General features: G+C 73.6%; 18 protein-coding genes, 1 tRNA gene and 1 riboswitch. Of the genes, 11 read left to right on the forward strand and 8 right to left on the reverse strand.

Annotated features, from left to right (window positions below):
- Positions 1–321: 321 nt before the first annotated feature.
- Entirely contained in the window at positions 322–1,686 is a 1,365-nt protein-coding gene (locus BX266_RS17350) for an FAD-binding oxidoreductase (RefSeq protein WP_099900898.1), read from the reverse strand.
- Positions 1,687–1,827: 141 nt separating this feature from the next.
- On the opposite strand from BX266_RS17350, the gene BX266_RS38100 reads away from it, so the two are divergent.
- The 3 genes from BX266_RS38100 to BX266_RS38670 all read left to right on the forward strand — a co-directional run bounded on the left by BX266_RS38100 (position 1,828) and on the right by BX266_RS38670 (position 4,245).
- Entirely contained in the window at positions 1,828–2,049 is a 222-nt protein-coding gene (locus tag BX266_RS38100; RefSeq protein ID WP_143686950.1) for a hypothetical protein, read from the forward strand.
- A 100-nt stretch (positions 2,050–2,149) separates the two neighbouring features.
- Entirely contained in the window at positions 2,150–3,637 is a 1,488-nt protein-coding gene (locus BX266_RS17355) for a hypothetical protein (RefSeq protein WP_099900899.1), read from the forward strand.
- 5 nt (positions 3,638–3,642) lie between these two features.
- Positions 3,643–4,245 (forward strand): NUDIX hydrolase, encoded by a 603-nt coding sequence (locus BX266_RS38670; protein WP_099900901.1) that lies wholly within the window; start codon positions 3,643–3,645, stop codon positions 4,243–4,245.
- Positions 4,246–4,270: 25 nt separating this feature from the next.
- Here BX266_RS38670 and BX266_RS17365 read toward each other — a convergent pair.
- A tRNA-Ser gene (locus BX266_RS17365) sits at positions 4,271–4,356 on the reverse strand.
- A gap of 64 nt (positions 4,357–4,420) precedes the next feature.
- Positions 4,421–6,127 (reverse strand): S1C family serine protease, encoded by a 1,707-nt coding sequence (locus BX266_RS17370; protein ID WP_259464735.1) that lies wholly within the window; start codon positions 6,125–6,127, stop codon positions 4,421–4,423.
- A 241-nt stretch (positions 6,128–6,368) separates the two neighbouring features.
- Positions 6,369–6,520: riboswitch (TPP riboswitch) on the forward strand.
- A 29-nt stretch (positions 6,521–6,549) separates the two neighbouring features.
- Here BX266_RS17370 and BX266_RS17375 point away from each other — a divergent pair.
- Positions 6,550–7,884, forward strand: coding sequence for a cytosine permease (locus BX266_RS17375; protein WP_259464736.1), 1,335 nt, complete (start codon positions 6,550–6,552; stop codon positions 7,882–7,884).
- A gap of 30 nt (positions 7,885–7,914) precedes the next feature.
- On the opposite strand, the gene BX266_RS17380 is transcribed toward BX266_RS17375, so the two are convergent.
- Positions 7,915–8,946: a medium chain dehydrogenase/reductase family protein gene (locus BX266_RS17380; protein ID WP_099900905.1), complete on the reverse strand. Its 1,032-nt coding sequence runs from the start codon at positions 8,944–8,946 to the stop codon at positions 7,915–7,917.
- Between the two features lie 144 nt (positions 8,947–9,090).
- Between BX266_RS17380 and BX266_RS17385 the strand changes: the two genes are divergently transcribed.
- The 4 genes from BX266_RS17385 to BX266_RS17400 all read left to right on the forward strand — a co-directional run bounded on the left by BX266_RS17385 (position 9,091) and on the right by BX266_RS17400 (position 12,468).
- On the forward strand, positions 9,091–9,738 hold the full coding sequence (locus BX266_RS17385; RefSeq protein ID WP_099900907.1) for a TetR/AcrR family transcriptional regulator: 648 nt from the start codon (positions 9,091–9,093) through the stop codon (positions 9,736–9,738).
- Positions 9,739–9,848: 110 nt separating this feature from the next.
- Positions 9,849–10,661: a glycerophosphodiester phosphodiesterase gene (locus BX266_RS17390; RefSeq protein WP_259464737.1), complete on the forward strand. Its 813-nt coding sequence runs from the start codon at positions 9,849–9,851 to the stop codon at positions 10,659–10,661.
- 257 nt (positions 10,662–10,918) lie between these two features.
- Positions 10,919–11,425 carry an ATP-binding protein gene (locus tag BX266_RS17395; RefSeq protein WP_099907983.1) on the forward strand — a complete coding sequence of 169 codons (507 nt, stop codon included), beginning with the start codon at positions 10,919–10,921 and terminating at the stop codon, positions 11,423–11,425.
- Positions 11,426–11,490: 65 nt separating this feature from the next.
- Positions 11,491–12,468 carry a DUF5926 family protein gene (locus BX266_RS17400; protein WP_099900909.1) on the forward strand — a complete coding sequence of 326 codons (978 nt, stop codon included), beginning with the start codon at positions 11,491–11,493 and terminating at the stop codon, positions 12,466–12,468.
- Between the two features lie 204 nt (positions 12,469–12,672).
- Here BX266_RS17400 and BX266_RS17405 read toward each other — a convergent pair whose 3' ends face one another.
- Positions 12,673–13,335 (reverse strand): bifunctional DNA primase/polymerase, encoded by a 663-nt coding sequence (locus tag BX266_RS17405; protein WP_099900911.1) that lies wholly within the window; start codon positions 13,333–13,335, stop codon positions 12,673–12,675.
- A gap of 350 nt (positions 13,336–13,685) precedes the next feature.
- On the opposite strand from BX266_RS17405, the gene BX266_RS17410 reads away from it, so the two are divergent.
- From BX266_RS17410 to BX266_RS17420, 3 genes are all read left to right on the forward strand, one after another.
- Complete coding sequence (locus BX266_RS17410) at positions 13,686–15,053, forward strand: PP2C family protein-serine/threonine phosphatase (RefSeq protein ID WP_099900913.1); 1,368 nt, start codon at positions 13,686–13,688, stop codon at positions 15,051–15,053.
- 137 nt (positions 15,054–15,190) lie between these two features.
- Entirely contained in the window at positions 15,191–16,684 is a 1,494-nt protein-coding gene (locus tag BX266_RS17415; RefSeq protein ID WP_099900915.1) for an aminopeptidase P family protein, read from the forward strand.
- Between the two features lie 298 nt (positions 16,685–16,982).
- Complete coding sequence (locus BX266_RS17420) at positions 16,983–17,999, forward strand: helix-turn-helix domain-containing protein (protein WP_099900916.1); 1,017 nt, start codon at positions 16,983–16,985, stop codon at positions 17,997–17,999.
- Between the two features lie 7 nt (positions 18,000–18,006).
- On the opposite strand, the gene BX266_RS17425 is transcribed toward BX266_RS17420, so the two are convergent.
- The 3 genes from BX266_RS17425 to BX266_RS17435 all read right to left on the reverse strand — a co-directional run bounded on the left by BX266_RS17425 (position 18,007) and on the right by BX266_RS17435 (position 19,749).
- Positions 18,007–18,774 (reverse strand): MerR family transcriptional regulator, encoded by a 768-nt coding sequence (locus BX266_RS17425; RefSeq protein WP_099907985.1) that lies wholly within the window; start codon positions 18,772–18,774, stop codon positions 18,007–18,009.
- Positions 18,775–18,869: 95 nt separating this feature from the next.
- Entirely contained in the window at positions 18,870–19,304 is a 435-nt protein-coding gene (locus tag BX266_RS17430; protein ID WP_099900918.1) for a PPOX class F420-dependent oxidoreductase, read from the reverse strand.
- 22 nt (positions 19,305–19,326) lie between these two features.
- Positions 19,327–19,749, reverse strand: a complete 423-nt coding sequence (locus tag BX266_RS17435; RefSeq protein ID WP_099900919.1) for a MarR family winged helix-turn-helix transcriptional regulator — start codon at positions 19,747–19,749, stop codon at positions 19,327–19,329.
- Between the last annotated feature and the right edge of the window lie 52 nt (positions 19,750–19,801).

Raw genomic sequence — 19,801 nt, forward strand, 5'->3', positions numbered from 1 at the left:
ACTTCCGCAACAAATCGACAAAGCACCAGCACCGCTGAGCCTTTTCCCCCATTAGCGTGACGCGGAGACCGCGCCGCATAATCCGCAGCGATTCGGTTCGTCGGCAGACACACCGCCTCCGAGCTGCCACTTCGCCCGGACGGCGGCAGCCCGGAACCCGTCCGGGCGGGCGCGCGGAGGACGGTTTTCGGCGAGTCGCGCGAGCCCCGGGGCGCACGAACAGTCCGTCCACGCCCCGCCGAGGTCGCATGACCAGCAAATGTCGACACGGCGGAACACGGAGACCCGCGGCAGCATGCGGCGCCATTGATCAGAAATTCCTCAGATCATCTTTCCCGGGTTGAGGATTCCCAGCGGGTCGAACGCCGCCTTGATCTGCTGCTGCAGCTCCAGCCCGACCGGCCCCAGCTCCCGGGCCAGCCACTCGCGCTTCAGCAGACCGATGCCGTGCTCGCCGGTCACCGTCCCGCCCAGCTCCAGGCCGAGCGCCATGATCTCGTCGAACGAGGCCTTGGCCCGCGCCGTCTGCTCCTCGTCCCGGGCGTCGAAGATCACCACCGGATGGGTGTTGCCGTCGCCGGCGTGCGCCACCACGCCGATGGTCAGCCGGTACCGGTCCGCGATCTCGGCGACACCGTTCAGCATCGCGGCCAACGCCGTCCGCGGCACCGCCACGTCGTCGATCATCGTGGTGCCCGTCCGCTCCAGCGCCGGAAGCGCCAACCGACGCGCCTGCAGCAGCAGTTCGGACTCCGCCCGGTCCTCGGCCGGCACCACCTCGGTGGCCCCGGCGGCGGTGCACAGCTCGCCGACCTCGGCCAGCCGCTCCCGCTGGTCCGGCCCGTCGAAGGCCACCAGCAGCAGCGCCCGGGTCGACTCCGGCAGCCCCATCTGCGCCATCTCGTTCACCGCGCGGACGGTGGTGGCGTCCATCAGCTCCATCAGCGAGGGCGCGTGCCCGGCCGCCATCACCTCGCACACCGCCCGCCCGGCCGCGTCCACCGAGTCGAACTCCGCCGCCAGCACCAACTGCGGCCCCGGCGCCGGACGCAGCGCCAGGGCCGCCTCCACCACCACGCCGAGCGTGCCCTCCGAGCCGACCAGCAGCCGGGTCAGGTCGTACCCGGCGACGCCCTTCGCGGTGCGCCGGCCGGTCCGCAGCAGGCGGCCGTCCGCCAGTACCACGTCCAGCCCGAGCACGTACTCGCTGGTCACGCCGTACTTCACGCAGCACAGCCCGCCGGCGCCGGTGCCGATGTTCCCGCCGATGGTGCAGGACTCCCAGCTCGACGGGTCCGGCGGGTAGGCCATGCCCACCGCTTCGGCGGCGCGCGAGAGTTCGGCGTTGACCACGCCGGGCTGCACCACGGCGATCCGGTCCACCGGGTCGAGCTTCAGGATCCGGTTCATCCGGGTCAGCGACAGCAGGATGCAGCCGTCCACCGCGTTCGCCCCGCCGGACAGCCCGGTCCTGGCACCCTGCGGCACCACCGGGACCCGCAGCTCGGTCGCCGTCCGCAGCACGAACTGCACCTGCTCGACCGTCTCCGGGAAGACCAGCACCGCCGGCTCGCCGGCCGCGCAGAACCCCGCCATGTCGCGCGCGTACGCGGCCGTCACGTCCGGATCGACCGCGATCGCGTCCGCCGGCAGCCCCGCCCGCAGCCGCTCCAGCACATCACCCACGACAACCTCCACTCGTCCCGTTCGAACTCTCCCTCTCCCACCCCTCCCCCGGCAACCACCCGCCGCCTGCCGCACCGCCCGCCCCTCCCGCTCTCGGACCGCCGACGCACGCTGTCGGACCGCTCCGGCACCCTGGGAGGCATGCGCGCACCCCGTGTCCAGTGCCCCGAGTGCGACCGGCCCGTCGCCCTCATGCCCACCCGTCGAACCGGCTACGGCGTCCTCCACGACCACAAGCGCGACCGCCGCTCCCTCGTCCTGTGCACCGGCAGCATGCGCCAACTCCCGCTCACCGACGCCACCCGCTGGCAGGACGCCCTTCCCGGCCTGTCCGGCCCCGACGCCCCGCCGACGCTGTTCTGATTGATCGTCAGACCCGTTGCCCGAAGCCACTGTTCAGCGCCTGTCGCCCCGGGTAGCGTCCCGCTCCGACGGACACGGTTCGCAGCCCGGGGGGCCTGGCATGGCGCACACCGACGACAGGCGTTACCAGTACCTGGAGTCCCTCGACTCGACCCGCACCGGCTGGCCGGGGGCCGGCCCGGCCGGCGACGGGCACGACGCGGAACTGCACCTGCAGGTCTTCACCGAGGTGCTGATGACCCTCGCACTCGGGCGCGAAGTGGTCGTCCCGCAGGCGTACGCCTTCGACTCCTTCGGGTTCCTGCGGGTCGCCACCACCGTCCTGCGAGCCCGCTCCGGAGCCGCGGCGGGTGAACACCCCTTCCGGGTGCACCTGTTCGGGGTGCACTCGTACGAGGAGGCGGTGGCCGCGATGCTGGGCCGGGCCGTCGACCGGGCCAGGCCCTTCATGAGCAGCCTGCTGCCCGAGCTCAACGACCCCGCCGCGCACGGACTCGACCCGGGCGAGCTGCGTGTGCAGGCCGCGAGCCTCGACCGGCTGCTGAACGCCGAGTGGCTCGGCACGGAGCGGGCCGACGGGATGGCGCTGATCCGCGACGAGTTCCGGCGCGTCCCCCGGGTGCCCGTCCGCCCCGCAGGTCGGACGACCGGGCTCGGGGCGCTGGTGATCGCCGCCGCCGAGCCGCCGCCCCCGGAACTGCCGGAGGCGCACCGGGGGGTGCAGGCGGCACTGACCGCGGCGATCCGCCGGCTCGGCACCGACCACCCCGCGGCCTTCGACGACCGCAGTCGACTGCGGCTCGCCCTGCCCTGGCCCGGCGACCGTGCCGAGCGCACCCCGGCGGAGATCGTCGGCGACCCGGAACTCCTCACCCTGCTCGTCGATTTCGTCGACACCCTGTACAACATGATCGTCGCGGACTCCGTCGGAGTCGCCGATTCCACCATCAGCACCGGCACCGGCCCCTCGCTCCGCCGGCTGGCCGACCGCGGCATCGCCAAAGAGCTCGCCCTCGCCCACTACCGCTCGTCGACCCACCCCGACGGGGCCGGACTCCGCCCGGACGGCGACGAACAGGCCGAGGGCCCACCGCTGTTCGACATCCGGGTCGACGTCGCGGCCGGCCTCGGCGAGGAGGCGGTCCACGACCGGATGACCGCCCTGCTGGCGGATGCCGCCGAGGCGACCGCCACCCTGCTGCAGGCCCGCGCGGAACGCGGCCGCGCCGCCAAGTCCCCCTTCTGGAAGGGCATCGAGGACCTGCGGGCGGCCGAGGACCCGACCGCCGCGCGCAAGGCGCTGGACGCCCACCTGGCCAGGGTCGCCGCTATCCTCGGCAACCGGGCCGACATCGTCCCGACGGGCGGCGGCCTGGCAGTCGAACTGGTGCTGACCGCGGCGGGAGCCGTCGGCCCCGCGATGGCCTCCGAGGTGTGGAAGCTGCCCGGCCTGGTCGGCTACCCGGCGATGGCGGTCGGCGCGGTCGGCAGCGTCCTCTACCGCAAGGGCAAGGAGAACGCGGTGCGCCGGCTCTCCACCCGGCGGCTGGCCTGCGCACTGGGACGAGTCGTCGACGTGAGGGGCTGACAACCGTGGCGGACACCGATCACCCGGACGCCATCCGCACCGTCCGGGAGGTACTCGCCTACCGCAACCGCTTCGTCGACGTGTACGACGACGAAGTCTCCTTCCCCAGCGGCACGGACGGCCGGTACCTGAGGATCCGTCACCGCGACGAGGGGCTCGGCGTGGTGATCCTCCCCGTCCACGCCGGCACCGTCGGGCTCGTCCGCACCTACCGCTACCCCCTCGGCCGCCCCCAGTGGGGCCTGCCCCGCGGCTTCTCCCACAGCACCGATCCGCTGGTCACCGCCCGTACCGAACTCCGGGAGGAACTCGGCATCGCCGATGCCGAGTTCCTCCTGCTCGGGACCATGACGCCCGACTCCGGTCTGCTCGCCGCCGACGTCGCCGTCGTCCACGCCTCCGTCCCCTCCACCACCGCCGCCCTCCCCCTCGCACCGGACGAGGTCACCGACACCCGCTGGCTCCCCCTCCCCACCCTGTGGCACTGGATCGCCACCGGCGCCCTCGACGACGGCATGACCCTCGCCGCCCTCGCCCTCGCCCAGGCCCACGCCCTGCTCCCCGCCCCCGGACGCCCCCCGGACACGCCGACGGCCCCCGACCATTGATGCTGGTCAGGGGCCGTTCCACGGGCGGAGGGTGTGGGATTTGAACCCACGGTGGCGCTAGGCCACGACAGTTTTCAAGACTGTTCCCTTAGGCCGCTCGGGCAACCCTCCTCGGTGGGGGTCAGCCTAACGGGTCGGGGCCGGTTCGGTGCACACCGTTTCCGGCGGGGGACGGTCAGTTGTCGCCCTTGCGCTCGCCGAGCGTGACGGTGGTCGTGGCGGTCTTGCCGTCGCGCTTGTACTCGACCTCCACCTTCTCGCCGGGCTTGTGCGTCCAGATCTCGCTGACCAGGCTCGGGCCGCTGGTGATGTTGATGCCGCCGAGCTTGGTGATGACGTCGCCGGGCTTGAGGCCGGCCTGGTCGGCGGGCCCGCCGGGGGTGACGGCGGGGGTGTCGCGGACCGGCGCGGTGGCGATCTGGGCGCCGTCGTCGCCGCGGTAGGAGTCGTTGCGCAGGACGCCGAGGATCGCGTAGACGGGGGTGCCGTCCTTGATCAGGGTCTGGGCGACCCACTTGGCCTGGTTGATCGGGATGGCGAAGCCGAGGCCGATGGAGCCGGCCTGGCCGGTGCTGCCGCCGGTGTTGGACTGGATCGCCGAGTTGATGCCGACGACCGAGCCGGAGGCGTCCAGCAGCGGGCCGCCGGAGTTGCCCGGGTTGATCGAGGCGTCGGTCTGCAGGGCGTTCATGTAGGAGGCCTGGGCGCCGGTCTCGTCGCCGGACGCGACCGGGCGGTCCTTGGCGGAGATGATGCCGGTGGTGACGGTCCCTTCGAGCTCGTACGGCGCGCCGATGGCGATCACGGCGTCGCCGATGGCGACCTTGTCGGAGTCTCCGAGCGGCAGCGGGGTGAGCTTGTCCTTGGGCGGGTTGTCGAGCCGGATGACCGCGACGTCGTAGCCCTCGGCGCGGCCGACCACGGAGGCGTCGTAGGTGGAGCCGTCGGAGAACTTGACGGTGAGCTTGCCGCCGTCGGCGGCGGGGGCGACCACGTGGTTGTTGGTGAGGATGTGGCCCTCGGTGTCGAACACGAAGCCGGTGCCGGTGCCGGACTCGCTGCCGTTCTTGGTCTTGATGGTGACGGTGGAGGGCAGCGCCTTGCCCGCGATCCCGGCGACGGAGTCGGGGGCCCGGTCCAGGTTCTGGTGGGTGTTGCCGACCGACACCGTGGTGCTGTTCTTGCTGACGCCGCTGCCGCCGCCGCTGTTGCGGTCGCCGACGGACGCACCGATCGCACCGCCGGCCAGGCCCGCGACCAGGGCGACGGCGGCGACCAGCGCCACCAGCCCGCCGCGCTTGCCCTTGCCGGACCCGCCGGAGCCGGACTGCTGGCTGCCCCACGGGGCGCCCGGGCCGTCCGCGCCGCCGCCGGTGCCGTCCGGGCCGGACGGGTTGCCCCAGCCACCGACCGGGTGCCCGGCGCCGAACGGGTGGTGCGGCTGCTCGGGCGCACCCGGCGTACCGGGCGTGGTCGGCCCCTCCTGCGCGAACACCGTCGGCACGGCGGGCGCGAACGCCGTCGGCGCGTCGGCACTGCTCCCGGCACCGGCGCCGGCCTCGGTGGGACGCGCGAACGGGTTGGTCGGCGCGGCGGGCGTGCCGTACGGGTTGGCGAACGGCGGGGCGTCCACCGCGGGTCCCGCAGGCGCGGCGGGCGCGGGCGGCGCGGCCGGCACCTTGCCGAGCTGCATGGTCTGCTCCGGGAGCGGAGCCGCGGGCGCGGCCGGACCCGCCGGAGCCGCCGGCACCACCGGCGGCGGGGCGTCGAGGTAGGCGGGAGCGGCAGCGGGCGTACCGGAGCCGGCAGCCACCGCCTCGGGGCCGGTGGGCGCGGGGCCCTTCTCCGGCGGGGTGGTACCACTCGCGTGCTCGGTGCTCACGGACGACCTCCATCGCTGACAAGACCTTGGACTGCGAACCGTCGCGCCCTCGGCGCGGCCGCAACCTCGAGGCACAGTTTTTCCTATGCCGGATTCGGACACCGTAAGCGGGCCCCTGAAGAAATCATGAGAAGCCTTAGGCGGCTCTGACATGCGCATCAGTGGTCCCGCGATGCGGACACCGGGCACCCCGGCCTTGGCGTTCCCCCGCCCGGAGGCTAGCCTGTCGCTCCTGTAAACCGAAGAACGTCGCGGGAGCTTGGACCAGCCAGGCTGAGAGTGCGCCGGATCGACCGTAGGCCATGGCGGTGACGCCACCACGGACGAGGGAGCGCTGACCGCCGGAACCTGTCCGGGTAATGCCGGCGTAGGGAGTATCGGCCATGACGGCTGTTCCGTCTGCCCAAATTTCCGATCTTGCTGTGGAGTCGCGGGCCGAGGCCCCGCTGACCCTCGACACCGCACCGCCGCGCACCCTGGACTTCCGGGCGCTGTTCGCGCTGTGGGCGAACCTCGGGGTGAGCCTGATCGGCTTCACCAGTGCCGCGACGGTGCTGGGCGAGCGGGGTCACGAGCTGGGGTTCACCGCCGCGGTGACGGCGATCGTGGCGGGCACCGCGATCGGCACCGCGATGCTGGCGGTGGCGGCGCTGGTGGGCGCCCGCACGGGTGCGCCGGCGATGGCGGTGCTGCGCGGCCTGTTCGGCACCCGGTTGTCGTACCTGCCGACGGTGCTGAACATCCTGCAGTGCGTCGGCTGGGGCGTGTACGAGCTGACGGTGATCGCCTGGGGCGCCCAGACGGTGTCCGGCACCGAGGGCTGGCGCTGGCTGTTCGTGCTGCTGGCGGGCGTGCTGACCACGGTGCTGACGATCTGGCCGCTGGGCGCGATCGCGGTGCTGCGCAAGTACGTGGCCGTCGCGGTGGGCGTGGCGATGGTGTACTTCACGGTGCAGTTCGCCCGGCACGGCGTGCCGGACCCGGGTGCGGGCAACTGGACGGGCTTCCTGTCGGCGACGGACGCGGTGATCGCGGTGTCGGTGTCGTTCGTGCCGCTCGCCGCCGACTACACCCGGCACGCGCGCAGTTCGGCGAAGGCGTTCTGGGGGACGTTCTCCGGCTACACGGTGGCCCAGGTGTGGTGCTACGTGCTGGGTGTGATGGCGCTGCTGCAGTCCGGCGGCGACCCGGAGAAGATCCTGAGCTCGTTCACGGGCGTGGCGGCGGGCTGGGCGTTCCTGCTGGTGCTGGTGCTGCGCGAGTCGGACCAGTCCTTCGCGAACGTGTACTCGACGGCGATGTCGATCCACAACCTGTGGCCGAAGGCGGACCGGCGGGTGCTGACCGGCGGGATCGGCGTGCTGGTGACGGTGCTGGCGCTGCAGATCAAGGAGTTCACCGACTCGTACTACGGGTTCCTCGGCCTGATCGGTTCGGTGTTCGTGCCGCTGTTCGCGGTGCTGGCGGTGGACTACTTCCTGGGTGCGGGCCGCCGCGGCTGGGACCTGTCGCAGGGCGCCCCGACCCGCTGGGTGATGCTGCTGCCGTGGGCGGTGGGTTTCGCGGCGTACCAGTTCCTGGCCCCGTCGAAGATCGGCGGCTGGTGGACCGGGCTGTGGGAGGACCTGCAGCGGGCGGTGCACTTCACTCCGCAGGCGTGGAGCTCGGCCTCGCTGTTCTCGTTCCTGGCGGCGGCGCTGGTCACCCTCGCGGTGACGAAGCTGGAGCGCCCGGAGCCGACGCACCCGGAGGTCTGAGGCCCGGCGCCGCCGGGGCCTGACGCCCGGTCAGGGGATCAGCACCACCTTGCCGGTGACGGTGCCCGACTCCGCCAGGCGCAGCGCCTCGGCGGCGTCGGTGAGCGGGAGGCGGGCGGCGAGCGGCGCGGTGATCTCGCCGCGTCGGACGGCGTCCAGTACGGCGGTCAGGTCGGCGCGCAGCCGGGCGCGGAACCGGTCGCGGTGCAGCGAGCGGCCGGCCCAGATGTTGAAGAAGTGGGCTCGGCGCCCGTTCGGCAGGGTGTTCCACCACCAGGTGCGGGCGAGGATCTTGAGCACCGGCCACTGCTTGGAGCCGGTGTCGTCGCGGGTGGTGGCGCTGCCGTAGGCGACCAGGGCGCCGCCGGGGGCGAGCAGCTGCCAGGAGTCGACGACGCTGCGGCCGCCGAGGTGGTCGAAGACGGCGTCCACCCCGCCGGGGGCGAGGCGGCGGACCTGGGCGGGGACGTCGCCGGCGCGGTAGTCGACGGGGGTGACGCCGAGGGCGCGCAGCGCGTCGTGGTGCCGGGCGGAGGCGGTGCCGATGACCTCGGCGCCGGCGGCGCGGGCGAGTTGGGCGAGGAGCTGGCCGACGCCGCCGTTCGCGCCGTGCACCAGGACGGTCTGTCCGGGCCGGATCCGGGCGTGGCGGTGCAGCATCTGGTGGGCGGTGATGCCGTTGACCACGGCGGTCTCGGCCTCGGCCGGGTCGAGGCCGTCGGGGACGGGCACGGTGTCGGCGGGGTCGAGCAGCACGTGGCTGGCCCAGCCGCCGGTCTTGGTGAGGGCGGCGATCCGGCGGCCGGTGAGCTGCGGGTCGGTGCCGGGGCCGGTGGCGGTGATCCGCCCGACCAGGTCGTAGCCGGGGACGAACGGGAACGGCGGCTGGTCGTAGTAGCGGCCGCGGCGCATCTGCTGTTCGGCGAAGGAGACCCCGGTGGCTTCGACCGCGACCAGGACCTGGCCGGGCCCGGGCTGGGGCAGCGCGGCGCGGCGGACCTGCAGTCCCTCCGGTTCGACGATGCCGGGCAGGACGATCTCGACGAGCTGTTCGCAGTCCATGGCGGAGCCCTCTCGGTAGAAGTATTTGCTTTCGTTAGACCCTCTAACTCCCTCAGTTCTAGCACCGCGCCATCGCAAGAGTCAACAACAATGGTGATAGGTTCTAACAGACGCCTCCGACCGCCCCTCAGCGAAGGACCGCCCATGCAGACCGGCACCCCCCGCGAGCGCTACCGCGCCCAGGTGCGCGAGGAGGTCAAGCAGCACGCCCGCGCCCAGATCGCCGAGGCCGGCGCCTCCGCGCTGTCGCTGAACGCGATCGCCAAGCGGATGGGCCTGAGCGGGCCCGCCCTGTACCGCTACTTCGCCAACCGGGACGAGCTGATCACCGAGCTGATCACCGACGGGTACCGCAGCCTCGCCGCGGCCGTCCGGGCCGAGCCGGACGCCGACCTGGTCGACCTGGCCCGGACGCTGCGCGCGTGGGCGCTCGCCGATCCGCAGCGCTACTTCCTGCTGTACGGCACGCCCGTCCCCGGCTACCACGCGCCTCCGGAGACCACCGAGCTGGCCGGCGCGATCATGTCGGTGCTGCTCGGAGCCGCGGTCCGCCGCCAGCGGCCGGCGCCCGCCCCCGACCCGTCGGTCGACTCGCTCCACGGCCACCTGGAGCAGCACCGGGACTGGGCCGGCGACCCCGCCGTCCCGACCTGGGCCCTGCACCGGGCGCTGGTCTTCTGGACCAGGCTGCACGGGGTGCTCTCGCTGGAGCTGGCCGGCCACTTCGCCGGCATGGGCCTCGACCCGGAGGTGCTCTACTCCGCCGAGGCCGAGAGCCTCGCCCGCGGCTGAGCCGCCCGTCGCCCGGGGCCGGCCCGCCCGGCCCCGGCCGCCCAGCTGTTCACCCGGGCGTCGCCGTGCCGGAAGCCGGGCGACATCCCGGGCCTCGTAGGGTGGTTCACGTGGACACCCAGCACAGCGCCGCAACCGCGCCGACCGCCCCGATCGACCGTTCCGCGGTGAAGGTGATCGCCCACCGGGGCTCCTCGGCCGCCCTTCCCGAGCACACCGAGGAGGCGTACCGGCGGGCCCTGGAGGAGGGCGCCGACGGGCTGGAGTGCGACGTCCGGGTCACCGCCGACGGGCAGTTGGTGTGCGTGCACGACCGCACGGTGCACCGGACCTCGGACGGCCAGGGCGTGGTGTCGGCGATGACGCTGGATCAACTCTCCCGGCTGGACTTCGGCTCGTGGAAGCACCCGGAGCAGCCGCAGCCCAGCTCGATCCTCACCCTGGAGCGGCTGCTGGAGCTGGTCGCGGACGCCGGCCGGCGGGTGGAGCTGGCCGTCGAGACCAAGCACCCGGTGCGCTACGCGGGCCGGGTGGAGGCCGAACTGCTGCGGATGCTGGGCCGGTTCGGGCTGCTGCCGGCCACCCCGGAGGAGTCCACGGTGCGGGTGATGAGCTTCTCCGAGCTGGCCCTGCACCGGGTCCGGCGGGCCGCCCCGGCCCTGCCGCGGGTGTACCTGTGGGAGCGCCGCCTGCCGGTGCTGGGCCGCACCCGGTCGCTGCCGGGCGGCGCCGCGATCGCCGGCCCGGGCATCGAACTGGTGCGCCGCGACCCGGGGATGGTGACGGCGCTGCGCCGGGCCGGGCACCGGGTGCACGTGTGGACGGTGGACCGGCCCGAGGACGTCGAACTCTGCCTGGAGCTGGGCGTGGAGGCGCTGATCACCAACCGCCCGGCCGAGGTGCTGGCCCAACTCGGCCGCTGACCCGGTACCGCGCACCGCCCCCGCGGCCGGTGGCACCCGAGGGCCAATCGCGTGACAGAAATACCGAACGGGGTATTTCCGGACCCCTTTCCCACGGATCGTCACAACAGAACGTGAGACACCCCTCACCTTTTGCCCACCGTCCGTGCGGATGTCGTTAATGCCGCCATCGGATCGTCGAACGCCCGTTTCCGACGCATTACCTGCGGGCATCCATCCCTCGGCAGGAAGCTGAAGGAGGTCCGGGGGTGGCGTTGATGGTGGCACGAGCTGTGCCAGTTCAGGCCGGGTCGTCCTCATCGGCCATGGCCGTTCCGCACGGTCCGGCCAGTGTTTCGGCAGCGCGGCGGAGGCTGCGCAACGATCTCGGCGATCGCTCGATACCGGATGCGGTGATTGACGACGCGGTGTTGATCCTCTCCGAACTGCTCAGCAATTCCTGCCGGCACGCCAGGCCGCTGCCGGTCGAGGAGCCGGTCGACCAGCCGGACGACGACGCGGACGCGGAGATCGGTACCGTGCTGGTGAGTTGGCGGATGCAGGGCGACGGCCTGCTGACCCTCGAGGTGACGGACGGCGGGGCGAGCACCCGGCCGATGCCGGCCGGCCCGTCGGTGACGGCGCACGGCGGCCGCGGGCTGAACATCGTCGGCCAGCTGGCCCGGGACTGGGGCGTGCGACACGCACCCGGTCAGGTGACGGTGTGGGCGGAGCTGCCGGCGTTCGGGCAGGTCGCGCGCGGCGGGGAGCGGCGCAGCGCCTGAGGGCGGTGGTGCGGGCGAAGTAGGCTGCCCGGTGCAACGTCCGACCTCCCCGGGAGAGCCGCACCATGGCCAAGAAGGCCGCGAAGAAGCAGCCCAGCCAGTCCACCGTCGTCGAGGGCGAGGTTCCGGTCGTCGGCGCGCGCGAGGCGTGTCCGTGCGGTTCGGGCCGCCGGTACAAGGCCTGCCACGGCCGTCAGGCGGCGCACGCGGTGCAGGAGTTGGTGCACCGTCCGTTCGAGGGACTGCCGGGCGAGGCGGACTGGGTGGCGCTGCGCGAGCTGGTGCCGGCCGCCACGGTGCCGCTGAAGCTGGCCGCCGGGGTGGCCGAGGAGGCCGTCGGCGAGGTTCCGTCGGTGACGCTGGCGACGGTGCTGCCGCTGGCCTGGCCGGCGCTGCGGCGCCCGGACGGCTCGATCCTGCTGGGCCTGCAGACGCAGTCCTCCTCGGGCGACCTGAGCCGTGACCTGGCGGACGCGCTGGAGCTGGCGCTGGCCACCGAGCCGGGCACCTCGGTGCCGGCCCGCCGGACCAACCCGGGCGGCCGCCGCCTGCAGGAACTGCTGGACACCACGGCGGAGTTCACCCCCGAGGTGTTCACCGGCTTCGAGTTCTGGCTGGAGGACGCCGAGTCGGCGACCGGCGAGGTGGCGGCCTCGCTGGAGCGGGCGAACGCCTCCGCGATCCCGACCGAGAAGCTGGCCGGCGTGGACTCCGCGTACTGGTGCGGCACGCCGGACAAGAACCACCTGCGCTGGGTGATGACCGTCCCCGAGGAGCAGCTGCTGGACGCGCTGGCCCGGCTGTCGGCGGCCGGTGAGGCCTCGCTGGGCGAGGGCACCAAGCTGGTCGGGTCGTTCCGGGCGCACGGCCTGACCGTGCCGGTGTGGGACCTGCCGGTGGAGATGGCCGCGGCCGAGGTGGAGAAGCCGGCCGTCGAGTTCGCCGCGAAGCTCGCCGAGGTGCTGGCCGCGCCCGCGCCGCTGACCGCGGAGGAGCGCCGGGCCCGGGCGAATCTGGTGAGCCGTCAGATCACCCTGAACTAGCCGGAAGTGACCTGCGTCACATTTTGGCCGCGCCGCCGGGAATCCCAAGAGCCTTTCGGCGCGGACAAATTGGCGCGGAGCCGGATCTTTGTTACTGTTTGAACAGTCCGACCGCTGGTGCATCCCCCGTCGCCAGCGGTCGGACATTTCGCTTTTCCGGCCCGGACGACGAGCTTACCTGACGGAGCATCATCAAATGCCAGGTCAGCGGTGCGGCAGGGCGACCGCGCTGGCCGTGATCAACCCGCCCAGCAGCGTCCCCACGTCAGGCAGCCAGGGCCGCCCCGGCCCCGGCCGGCGCACCCAGTGCACCGGGCCAGCGCCCGTCCGCGACGGCGGCAGCACCAGGTAGCCGCCCGGCCCGTGGTAGCGCAACGCCCCCGGCACCCACGGCCGTTCCGCCAGCAGCCCGCCGAGCTCCGGCAGCGTGTACGGGGCGGTCAGCAGCACGAACCGGCCGGGCGTGCCGAGCACCGGGCCGTAGGGGACGCCGATCTCGTCCAGGTGCCGCAACAGCCACGGCCCGGCCGGGCGGGGCAGGCTCACCGCGCCCAGCGCGCGCCCGGTCGCCGCCAGCACCGGGGCGCCCGGCGCCCGGCGCCCGAACCACCAGCGCACCATCCGCGGGTCGGTGGTGGCCGCCTCCAGCGGCGGGTCGCACGGGTGGGCGCCCGGGATCGTGCAGGCCAGGTCGGCGCAGGAGCACGGGCCGGCCGTGCCGCGCAGCGGGCGCGCTCCCGGCACCACCGGCCAGCCGTACCCGACGGCGGCCTGCAGGGCGGCGGCGAGCGCCAGCGTCCGGCCGCGGCGGCCGGGCCACCACTGGCCCACCCGCTCGGACAGCTGCTCTCGGCGGGGTGGGCGCATGGCGACTCGTTCCTTTCCGCTTCCGATCGACGATCAGCGTGGGCGGGGGTGGCGGGCGGTGCGTGTGCGTCTCGGCTACCCGCCGCTGGAACGAGAATCCCCCATACGTCCGGATGGACGCGGCCGCGCGCGCCCCGGTTCCACCGTACGAGTGAGTGCGCTCCGGCCCGGGTGGCGGCCCGGCGGCCTGCGCATACGATCCCTGGCACGTTCGGCCGCCGCACTTCTGGACATGCCCCGATCGGCCTGTGTACAAGTGGGGGAATCGTGCCGAGTAGTGAGTAAAGACATCGTTTCGGTCGGTCTCGGGGGTCCTGCGTGACACGTTCCGGATTGTGGGGAGTTGCGACATGACCGACGTCCAGCCGTTGACGTCCGCGCCGCTGACGGCCGAGCCGGTGCTGCTGCCGGAGCTCGGCGAGGTCCCGGTGGCCGATCTGCAGGACCGTTTGGCCGGATGGCTGTCCGATTTCACCAGCCTGCAGGAGCACCTGGAGCTGCTGGCCCGCGCCGACGGCCTGCCCGGCACACTGGACGCGCTGCTCGACTCCGGCGCGGCGCTGCTCGGCGCCCGCCGCGGCCTGGTGGTCACCCTGCGGCCGGGGCCCGCCCGCACCCTGGGCCGACCGGTCGGGCTCGGCCTGGACCGGGCGATGCTCGGCGCGCTGGAGACCGTCCCGGTCGAGCACGGCCCGTTCGCGGGGCTGCTCAGCGCCGGGGCGAACGGCCGGCTGCTGATCGCCGACCTGGCCGCCGACCCGGCGGTGGGCGACCGGTTCCGCGAGGTCGCCGCCCAGCTCGGCCTGGGCGCCTGCTACGCGCTGCCGCTGGCCACCGAACGCGAGGGCGCGCTCGGCGCCGCCGTCTGGTTCTACGACGAGCCCGGCCGGCCCGAGCAGCGCCGCGAGCACCTGGTGCGCCGCTACTGCGAGTTCGCCGCGCCGCTGCTGGCCCGCCAGCTGGAGGCGGACCGGGCGGTGCGCGCCACCGAGTCGCTGCGCCGCTCGCTGCTGCCCGACCACCTGCCCGCCCGGGACGGCCTGAAGGTCGCGGCGCGCTGCGTGCCGGCCGCGCTGGAGCACTCGGCGGGCAGCGACTGGTACGACGCGATCGCGCTGCCCGACGACACCCTGGGCCTGACCGTGGGCAGCGTGCTCGGCGGCGGCCCGAGCGCCGGACCGGGCGCGGGCGCCGGGGCAATCGCCGCGATGGGCCGGGTCCGGGCCGCGCTGCGCGCCTACGCGGTGCTGGAGGGCGAGGACCCGGTGTCGGTGCTGGGCGACCTGGAGCTGCTGCTGAAGACCACCGAGCCGACCAGGTCCGCCACCGCGGTGTACGCCTGCGTGGACCCGGCCGAGCGGCGGATCGCGCTGGCCGGCGCGGCGAACTGCCCGCCGGTGCTGCTCACCCGGTACGGGGCGAACTTCGTGGAGACCTCACTGTCCGCGCCGCTCGGCATGCTGAGCTGCTGGGAGGCGCCCGGGGTGGAGCTCACCGCGGACCGCGGCGACGTGCTGGTGCTGTACACCGAGGGCCTGGCGCGCCGGTTCGCACCGACCCTGCACGCCGGGCAGAGCGCGCTGCGCCGGGCCGCCGCCGACGCCCCCAGGGACGTCCGGCTGGACCCGGACCGGCTCTGCGCGCACCTGCTGGAGCAGGCCGGCGGCGACGGACCGGGCGAGGACGACCTGGTGCTGCTGGCGGTCCGCTTCGAGTGACCGCGTCGGGCCGGCGCCGGGTACCCGAACGCCCTTTCTCCGCTCGAACGGCCCTACGTACCATGGGGGCGACATCCGCCCGCGCGCCCCGCGATCCGGGGACGGGCGGGCGGTAGCACGCGCAAGGAGGCGACGTAGTGACCGAGGACCGCAGCCCGGCGGTGTCCGAGAACCCCGAGGGGTCCGTCGAGGGCGAGGAGGCCGAGCAGCCGATCAAGAGCCGCAAGAACGGCCTGTACGGCGAGATCTCCGAGGAGCTCGCCGCGTCCATGCGCACCGGCTGGGCCGACACCGAGCTGCGCGGCCTGCAGCCCGTCGCCCAGGCCCCGTACGCGGCCGAGCGGCGCGCCAAGCTGTCCGCCGCCTTCCCCGGCGAGCGCCTGGTGGTCCCGGCCGGCAACCTGCGCACCCGCGCCAACGACACCGAGTACGCGTTCCGCGCCGCCAGCGAGTACGTGCACCTGACCGGCAACCGGACCGAGGACGCGATCCTGGTCGGCGAGCCGGTCGACGGCGGCCACGTCTTCGCGCTCTACCTGCTGCCGCGCTCCGACCGGGAGAACGGCGAGTTCTGGCTGAGCGGCCAGGGCGAGTTGTGGGTCGGCCGCCGGCACTCGCTCGCCGAGTCCGAGCAGTTGTACGGCCTGCCCGTGCGGGACGTCCGCACCGCCGCCGAGGAGCTGGCCGCCGAGACCGTCCCGACCCGCCTGGTGCGCGGCTACGACGCCGCGCTGGAGGCCGCGCTCGCCGACCAGCTCGACGAGGAGAAGGACGACGAGCTGAAGGTGTTCCTGTCCGGGCTGCGCCTGGTCAAGGACGAGTGGGAGGTCGGCGAGCTGCGCGCCGCCTGCGACGCCACCGTGAACGGCTTCACCGACGTGGTGCGCGAGCTCGGACTGGCGGTCGCCACCTCGGAGCGCTGGATCGAGGGCACCTTCTGGCGCCGCGCCCGGGTCGAGGGCAACGACGTCGGCTACGGCTCGATCGCTGCGGCCGGCCCGCACGCCACCACCCTGCACTGGGTGCGCAACGACGGCGACGTCCGCCCGGGCGAGCTGCTGCTGCTGGACGCGGGCGTGGAGACCCACACCCTGTACACCGCGGACGTCACCCGCACGCTGCCGATCAACGGCCGGTTCAACCCGCTGCAGCGCAAGATCTACCAGGCGGTGTACGACGCCCAGGAGGCCGGCATCGCCGCGGTGAAGCCGGGCGGGCAGTTCCGCGACTTCCACGACGCCGCGCAGCGGGTGCTCGCCGAGCGCCTGCTGGAGTGGGGCCTGCTGGACGCCTCGGTGTACGACGTGGAGAAGGTCCTGGAACTCGGCCTGCAGCGCCGCTGGACCCTGCACGGCACCGGCCACATGCTCGGCCTGGACGTCCACGACTGCGCGCACGCCCGCCGCGAGAACTACGTGGACGCGCTGCTGGAGCCCGGCATGGTGCTGACCGTCGAGCCCGGCCTGTACTTCCAGGCCGACGACCTGACCGTGCCGGAGGAGTACCGCGGCATCGGCGTGCGGATCGAGGACGACATCCTGGTCACCGCCGACGGCAACGAGAACCTCTCCGCCGGCCTGCCCCGGCAGGCCGACGAGGTGGAGGCCTGGATGGCCGGCCTCACCTCCTGACGGAGCGTCACACCGAAGCCCCCGTCCGGCCGACCGGCGGGGGCTCCGGTGTGCTCAGTGCCGTCGGCCCCAGCCGGAGCGGGCGGCACGGGTCATGACATTCTTCTCGAAACGGGCACGGCTGGGCATGGGCATCGGACGCTCCGCAGCGGTAGTGGTGGACGGGAACGGGTCCCAGAGGTGACGACTCCTCATCCTCCCGGGAGGTTGTCACCCGATACCAAAGGTTTTCCGCCCCCGGAGGCCCGAACGGCTACACTCGCGGCGAACCGCCCCTCGGCCGCACCTGGAGCTCCGCATGGCCGCGCCCGTGCCCGTCACCATCGGAAGGCGCCCGGCGCCCGTGCACACCGTCGCGGTGTACGCCTTCGCCGGCATGGCCCCGTTCGAGCTCGGCGTGGTGGTCGAGGTGTTCGCCCTCGCCCGGCCCGAGCTCGCCGGGCTGCTGGCCGCCCCCTGGTACGACGTCCGGGTGTGCGCGGAGCGGCCCGGTCACCCGCTGGAGGCGGTCGGCGGCTTCTCCCTGACGCCCCGTCACGGACTGGAGGAGCTCGCCGCCGCCGACACCGCCGTGGTGCTCGGCGTGCCCGACCCGCACGGCGAGGTCCCGCCCGCACTGGTCGCCGCGCTGCGCAGCGCGCACGCCCGCGGCGCCCGGATCGTCTCGATCTGCTCCGGCGCCTTCGCGCTGGCCGCCGCCGGACTGCTGGACGGCCTGCCAGCCACCACCCACTGGCGGTACGCGGAACTGCTGCGCCGCCGCCACCCGCGGGTCCGGGTCGACCCGGACGTGCTGTACGTCGACAACGGGCAGGTGCTGACCAGTGCGGGCAGCGCCGCCGGCATCGACCTGTGCCTGCACCTGGTGCGCCAGGACCACGGCGCGAAGGTCGCCAACACCGTCGCCCGCCGCTTCGTCGTCCCCCCGCACCGGGACGGCGGGCAGGCGCAGTTCATCGAGGCGGCGGTGCGGCCGGTGGACGAGCCGGAGGACGGGGTGGCCCGCTCGATGCGCTGGGCACTGGACCAGCTCGCCCGCCCGCTCACGGTGCCGCTGCTGGCCCGGGCGGCCGGCATGTCGGACCGCTCGTACCTGCGGCACTTCACCGCCCGCAACGGGGTCAGCCCGATGCGCTGGGTGGCGATCCAGCGCATCGCGGCCAGCCTGCCGCTGCTGGAGTCGCCGGAGGGCAGCGTGGAGGAGATCGCCGCGGCGGTCGGGTTCGAGTCCGCGGCGACCTTCCGCCACCACTTCGGGCGCACCATGCGCACCTCCCCGACCGCCTACCGGCGCACCTTCGGCCGGGCAGCCTGACGGTCCGTCAGGACTGCTCCATCCGGTCCGCGTTGGCGTGGATCGCGTCCCGCAGCCAGGGCGCCAGGCCCGGGGCGAGCTTCTCGTACGTCTCGGTGAACCGCGGGTCGGCGACGTACATGTCGCCGAGGCAGCGGTGCATCTGCGGTGCGCAGTCGTAGAAGTTCCGGCCGATGTGCTGCCGGTGCTGCTCGGCGACGGCCGTCGCCTGCTCGCTGTCCGGGGTCGCCCCGGCGGTGAACGCCGCCACCAGGGCGTCGTTGATGCCGTCGGACTCGGCCTTGATCCGCTCCCAGTCCGCCTTGGTGTAGCGGGCGGTCCGCTGCTGGGACTGCTTCCAAGCGTCGGTGTCGCCCCAGCGCTGCTCGGCCTCGTCCTCCCAGTTCTCCTGGTAGTCCTTGCCGAACACCTCGAACTTCTCCTCCGGGGTCAGCTGAATTCCCAAGGTCCTTGCCTCCATCGCTCTCTCGACCGCCGCGGCGAGGTCCTCCAGCTTCCGGATCCGGTCGCCGATCAGCTCGCGCTGCCGGCGCAGGTGCTCGGTCGGGCTGACCGAGCGGTCGTCCAGGATCGCCGCGATCTCCTCCAGCGGGAAGCCGAGTTCGCGGTAGAACAGGATCTGCTGCAGCCGGTCCAGTTCGGCCTCGCTGTAGCGCCGGTAGCCGGCCGGGGTGCGGCCGGTGGGCGACAGCAGCCCGATCTCGTCGTAGTGGTGCAGGGTGCGCACCGTGACGTTGGCGAGTCGGGCGAGCTGCCCGACCGTGTACCCGCTCATCGCGTCCTCCTCCTTCCGCTGCTCCGCTGTGTTCACCAGCCTCCGGCCTGACGCGACGTGAGGGTCAAGCGGGATCCTCCGGGCCGGCGGCGGTCTCAGTCGGCGACGCCGCGCTGCGCGACCACCTTGCCGATCCGCAGCCGGACCAGCAGTTCGCCGGGCACCCCGTTGCGGGCGGCGTACTCCTCGGCGCGGTCCTCGCCCATGTAGCGGGCGGCGATCCGGCCCGCCCAGTGCCGGACGTCGGCGAGGTCCTCGATCAGCGTCGCCTCGCCCTCCACCAGGACGAAGGCGAACGGCGGGCGGTCGTCGTCCACGCAGAGCGCGGCGCGGCCGTCGCGGGCCAGGGTGCGGCCCTTGACGGTGTCCCGGCCGGTGTTGAAGACCAGGTCCTCGCCGTCCAGCAGGAACCAGATCGGGGCGACGTGCGGGCGGCCGTCGGCGCGGGTGGTGGCGAGTTTTCCGGTGCGGGTGCCGTGGGCGAGGAAGGCGCGCCACTCGGGCTCGGTCATGGTGGGCATGGCTGCCATCCTGGCAGCTGCGGCGGGCCGGCTACTCGGACTCGCCGTAACGGACCAGGTAGGCGGCGAACCGGCCGAGGTCCTCGTCGTCCCAGGAGGTGAAGCGGTCGGTGAAGGCCCGCCGTCGCTGCTCGTACGCCTCGGCGAGCAGCTGCTCGCCCGCCCCGGTCAGGTGCAGCAGCTGGCCGCGCTGGTCGTCCGGGTCGGCCTCGCGCTTCAGCAGGCCGAGCTTCTCCAGCGCGCCGACCTGCCGGCTGACGGTGGACTTGTCGAGCATGAAGTGCGAGGCCAGGTCGGCGGCCCGGCAGGAGCCCCGCTCCTTCACCAGGTCGAGCATGCTGTAGGTGACCAGCGAGAGCTCGGGGTGCAGCTGGGCTGCCTTGTGGCGGGCCCGGCGGGCGAACGCGGTGAGCTCCCGCTGGATGGTCTCCAGCGCGGCGTCGCGGTCGGGCATGGCGGTGGCTCCTTCGTCGTGCGGTGTTGCCGACCACGGTAGGGGCAGCCGC

This window comes from Streptomyces sp. TLI_171, from assembly GCF_003610255.1.
In the GTDB taxonomy this organism is placed as follows: Bacteria; Actinomycetota; Actinomycetes; order Streptomycetales; family Streptomycetaceae; genus Kitasatospora.

Excerpts from the sequence above, each read along its gene's own strand:
- BX266_RS38100 (WP_143686950.1), top strand. The coding sequence starts at position 1,828 with ATGCGCGCACCCCGTGTCCAGTGCCCCGAGTGCGACCGGCCCGTCGCC.
- BX266_RS17355 (WP_099900899.1), top strand. The coding sequence starts at position 2,150 with ATGGCGCACACCGACGACAGGCGTTACCAGTACCTGGAGTCCCTCGAC.
- BX266_RS17380 (WP_099900905.1), bottom strand. The coding sequence starts at position 8,946 with ATGGACTGCGAACAGCTCGTCGAGATCGTCCTGCCCGGCATCGTCGAA.
- BX266_RS17385 (WP_099900907.1), top strand. The coding sequence starts at position 9,091 with ATGCAGACCGGCACCCCCCGCGAGCGCTACCGCGCCCAGGTGCGCGAG.
- BX266_RS17395 (WP_099907983.1), top strand. The coding sequence starts at position 10,919 with ATGGTGGCACGAGCTGTGCCAGTTCAGGCCGGGTCGTCCTCATCGGCC.
- BX266_RS17400 (WP_099900909.1), top strand. The coding sequence starts at position 11,491 with ATGGCCAAGAAGGCCGCGAAGAAGCAGCCCAGCCAGTCCACCGTCGTC.
- BX266_RS17405 (WP_099900911.1), bottom strand. The coding sequence starts at position 13,335 with ATGCGCCCACCCCGCCGAGAGCAGCTGTCCGAGCGGGTGGGCCAGTGG.
- BX266_RS17410 (WP_099900913.1), top strand. The coding sequence starts at position 13,686 with ATGACCGACGTCCAGCCGTTGACGTCCGCGCCGCTGACGGCCGAGCCG.
- BX266_RS17420 (WP_099900916.1), top strand. The coding sequence starts at position 16,983 with ATGGCCGCGCCCGTGCCCGTCACCATCGGAAGGCGCCCGGCGCCCGTG.
- BX266_RS17425 (WP_099907985.1), bottom strand. The coding sequence starts at position 18,774 with ATGAGCGGGTACACGGTCGGGCAGCTCGCCCGACTCGCCAACGTCACG.
- BX266_RS17430 (WP_099900918.1), bottom strand. The coding sequence starts at position 19,304 with ATGGCAGCCATGCCCACCATGACCGAGCCCGAGTGGCGCGCCTTCCTC.
- BX266_RS17435 (WP_099900919.1), bottom strand. The coding sequence starts at position 19,749 with ATGCCCGACCGCGACGCCGCGCTGGAGACCATCCAGCGGGAGCTCACC.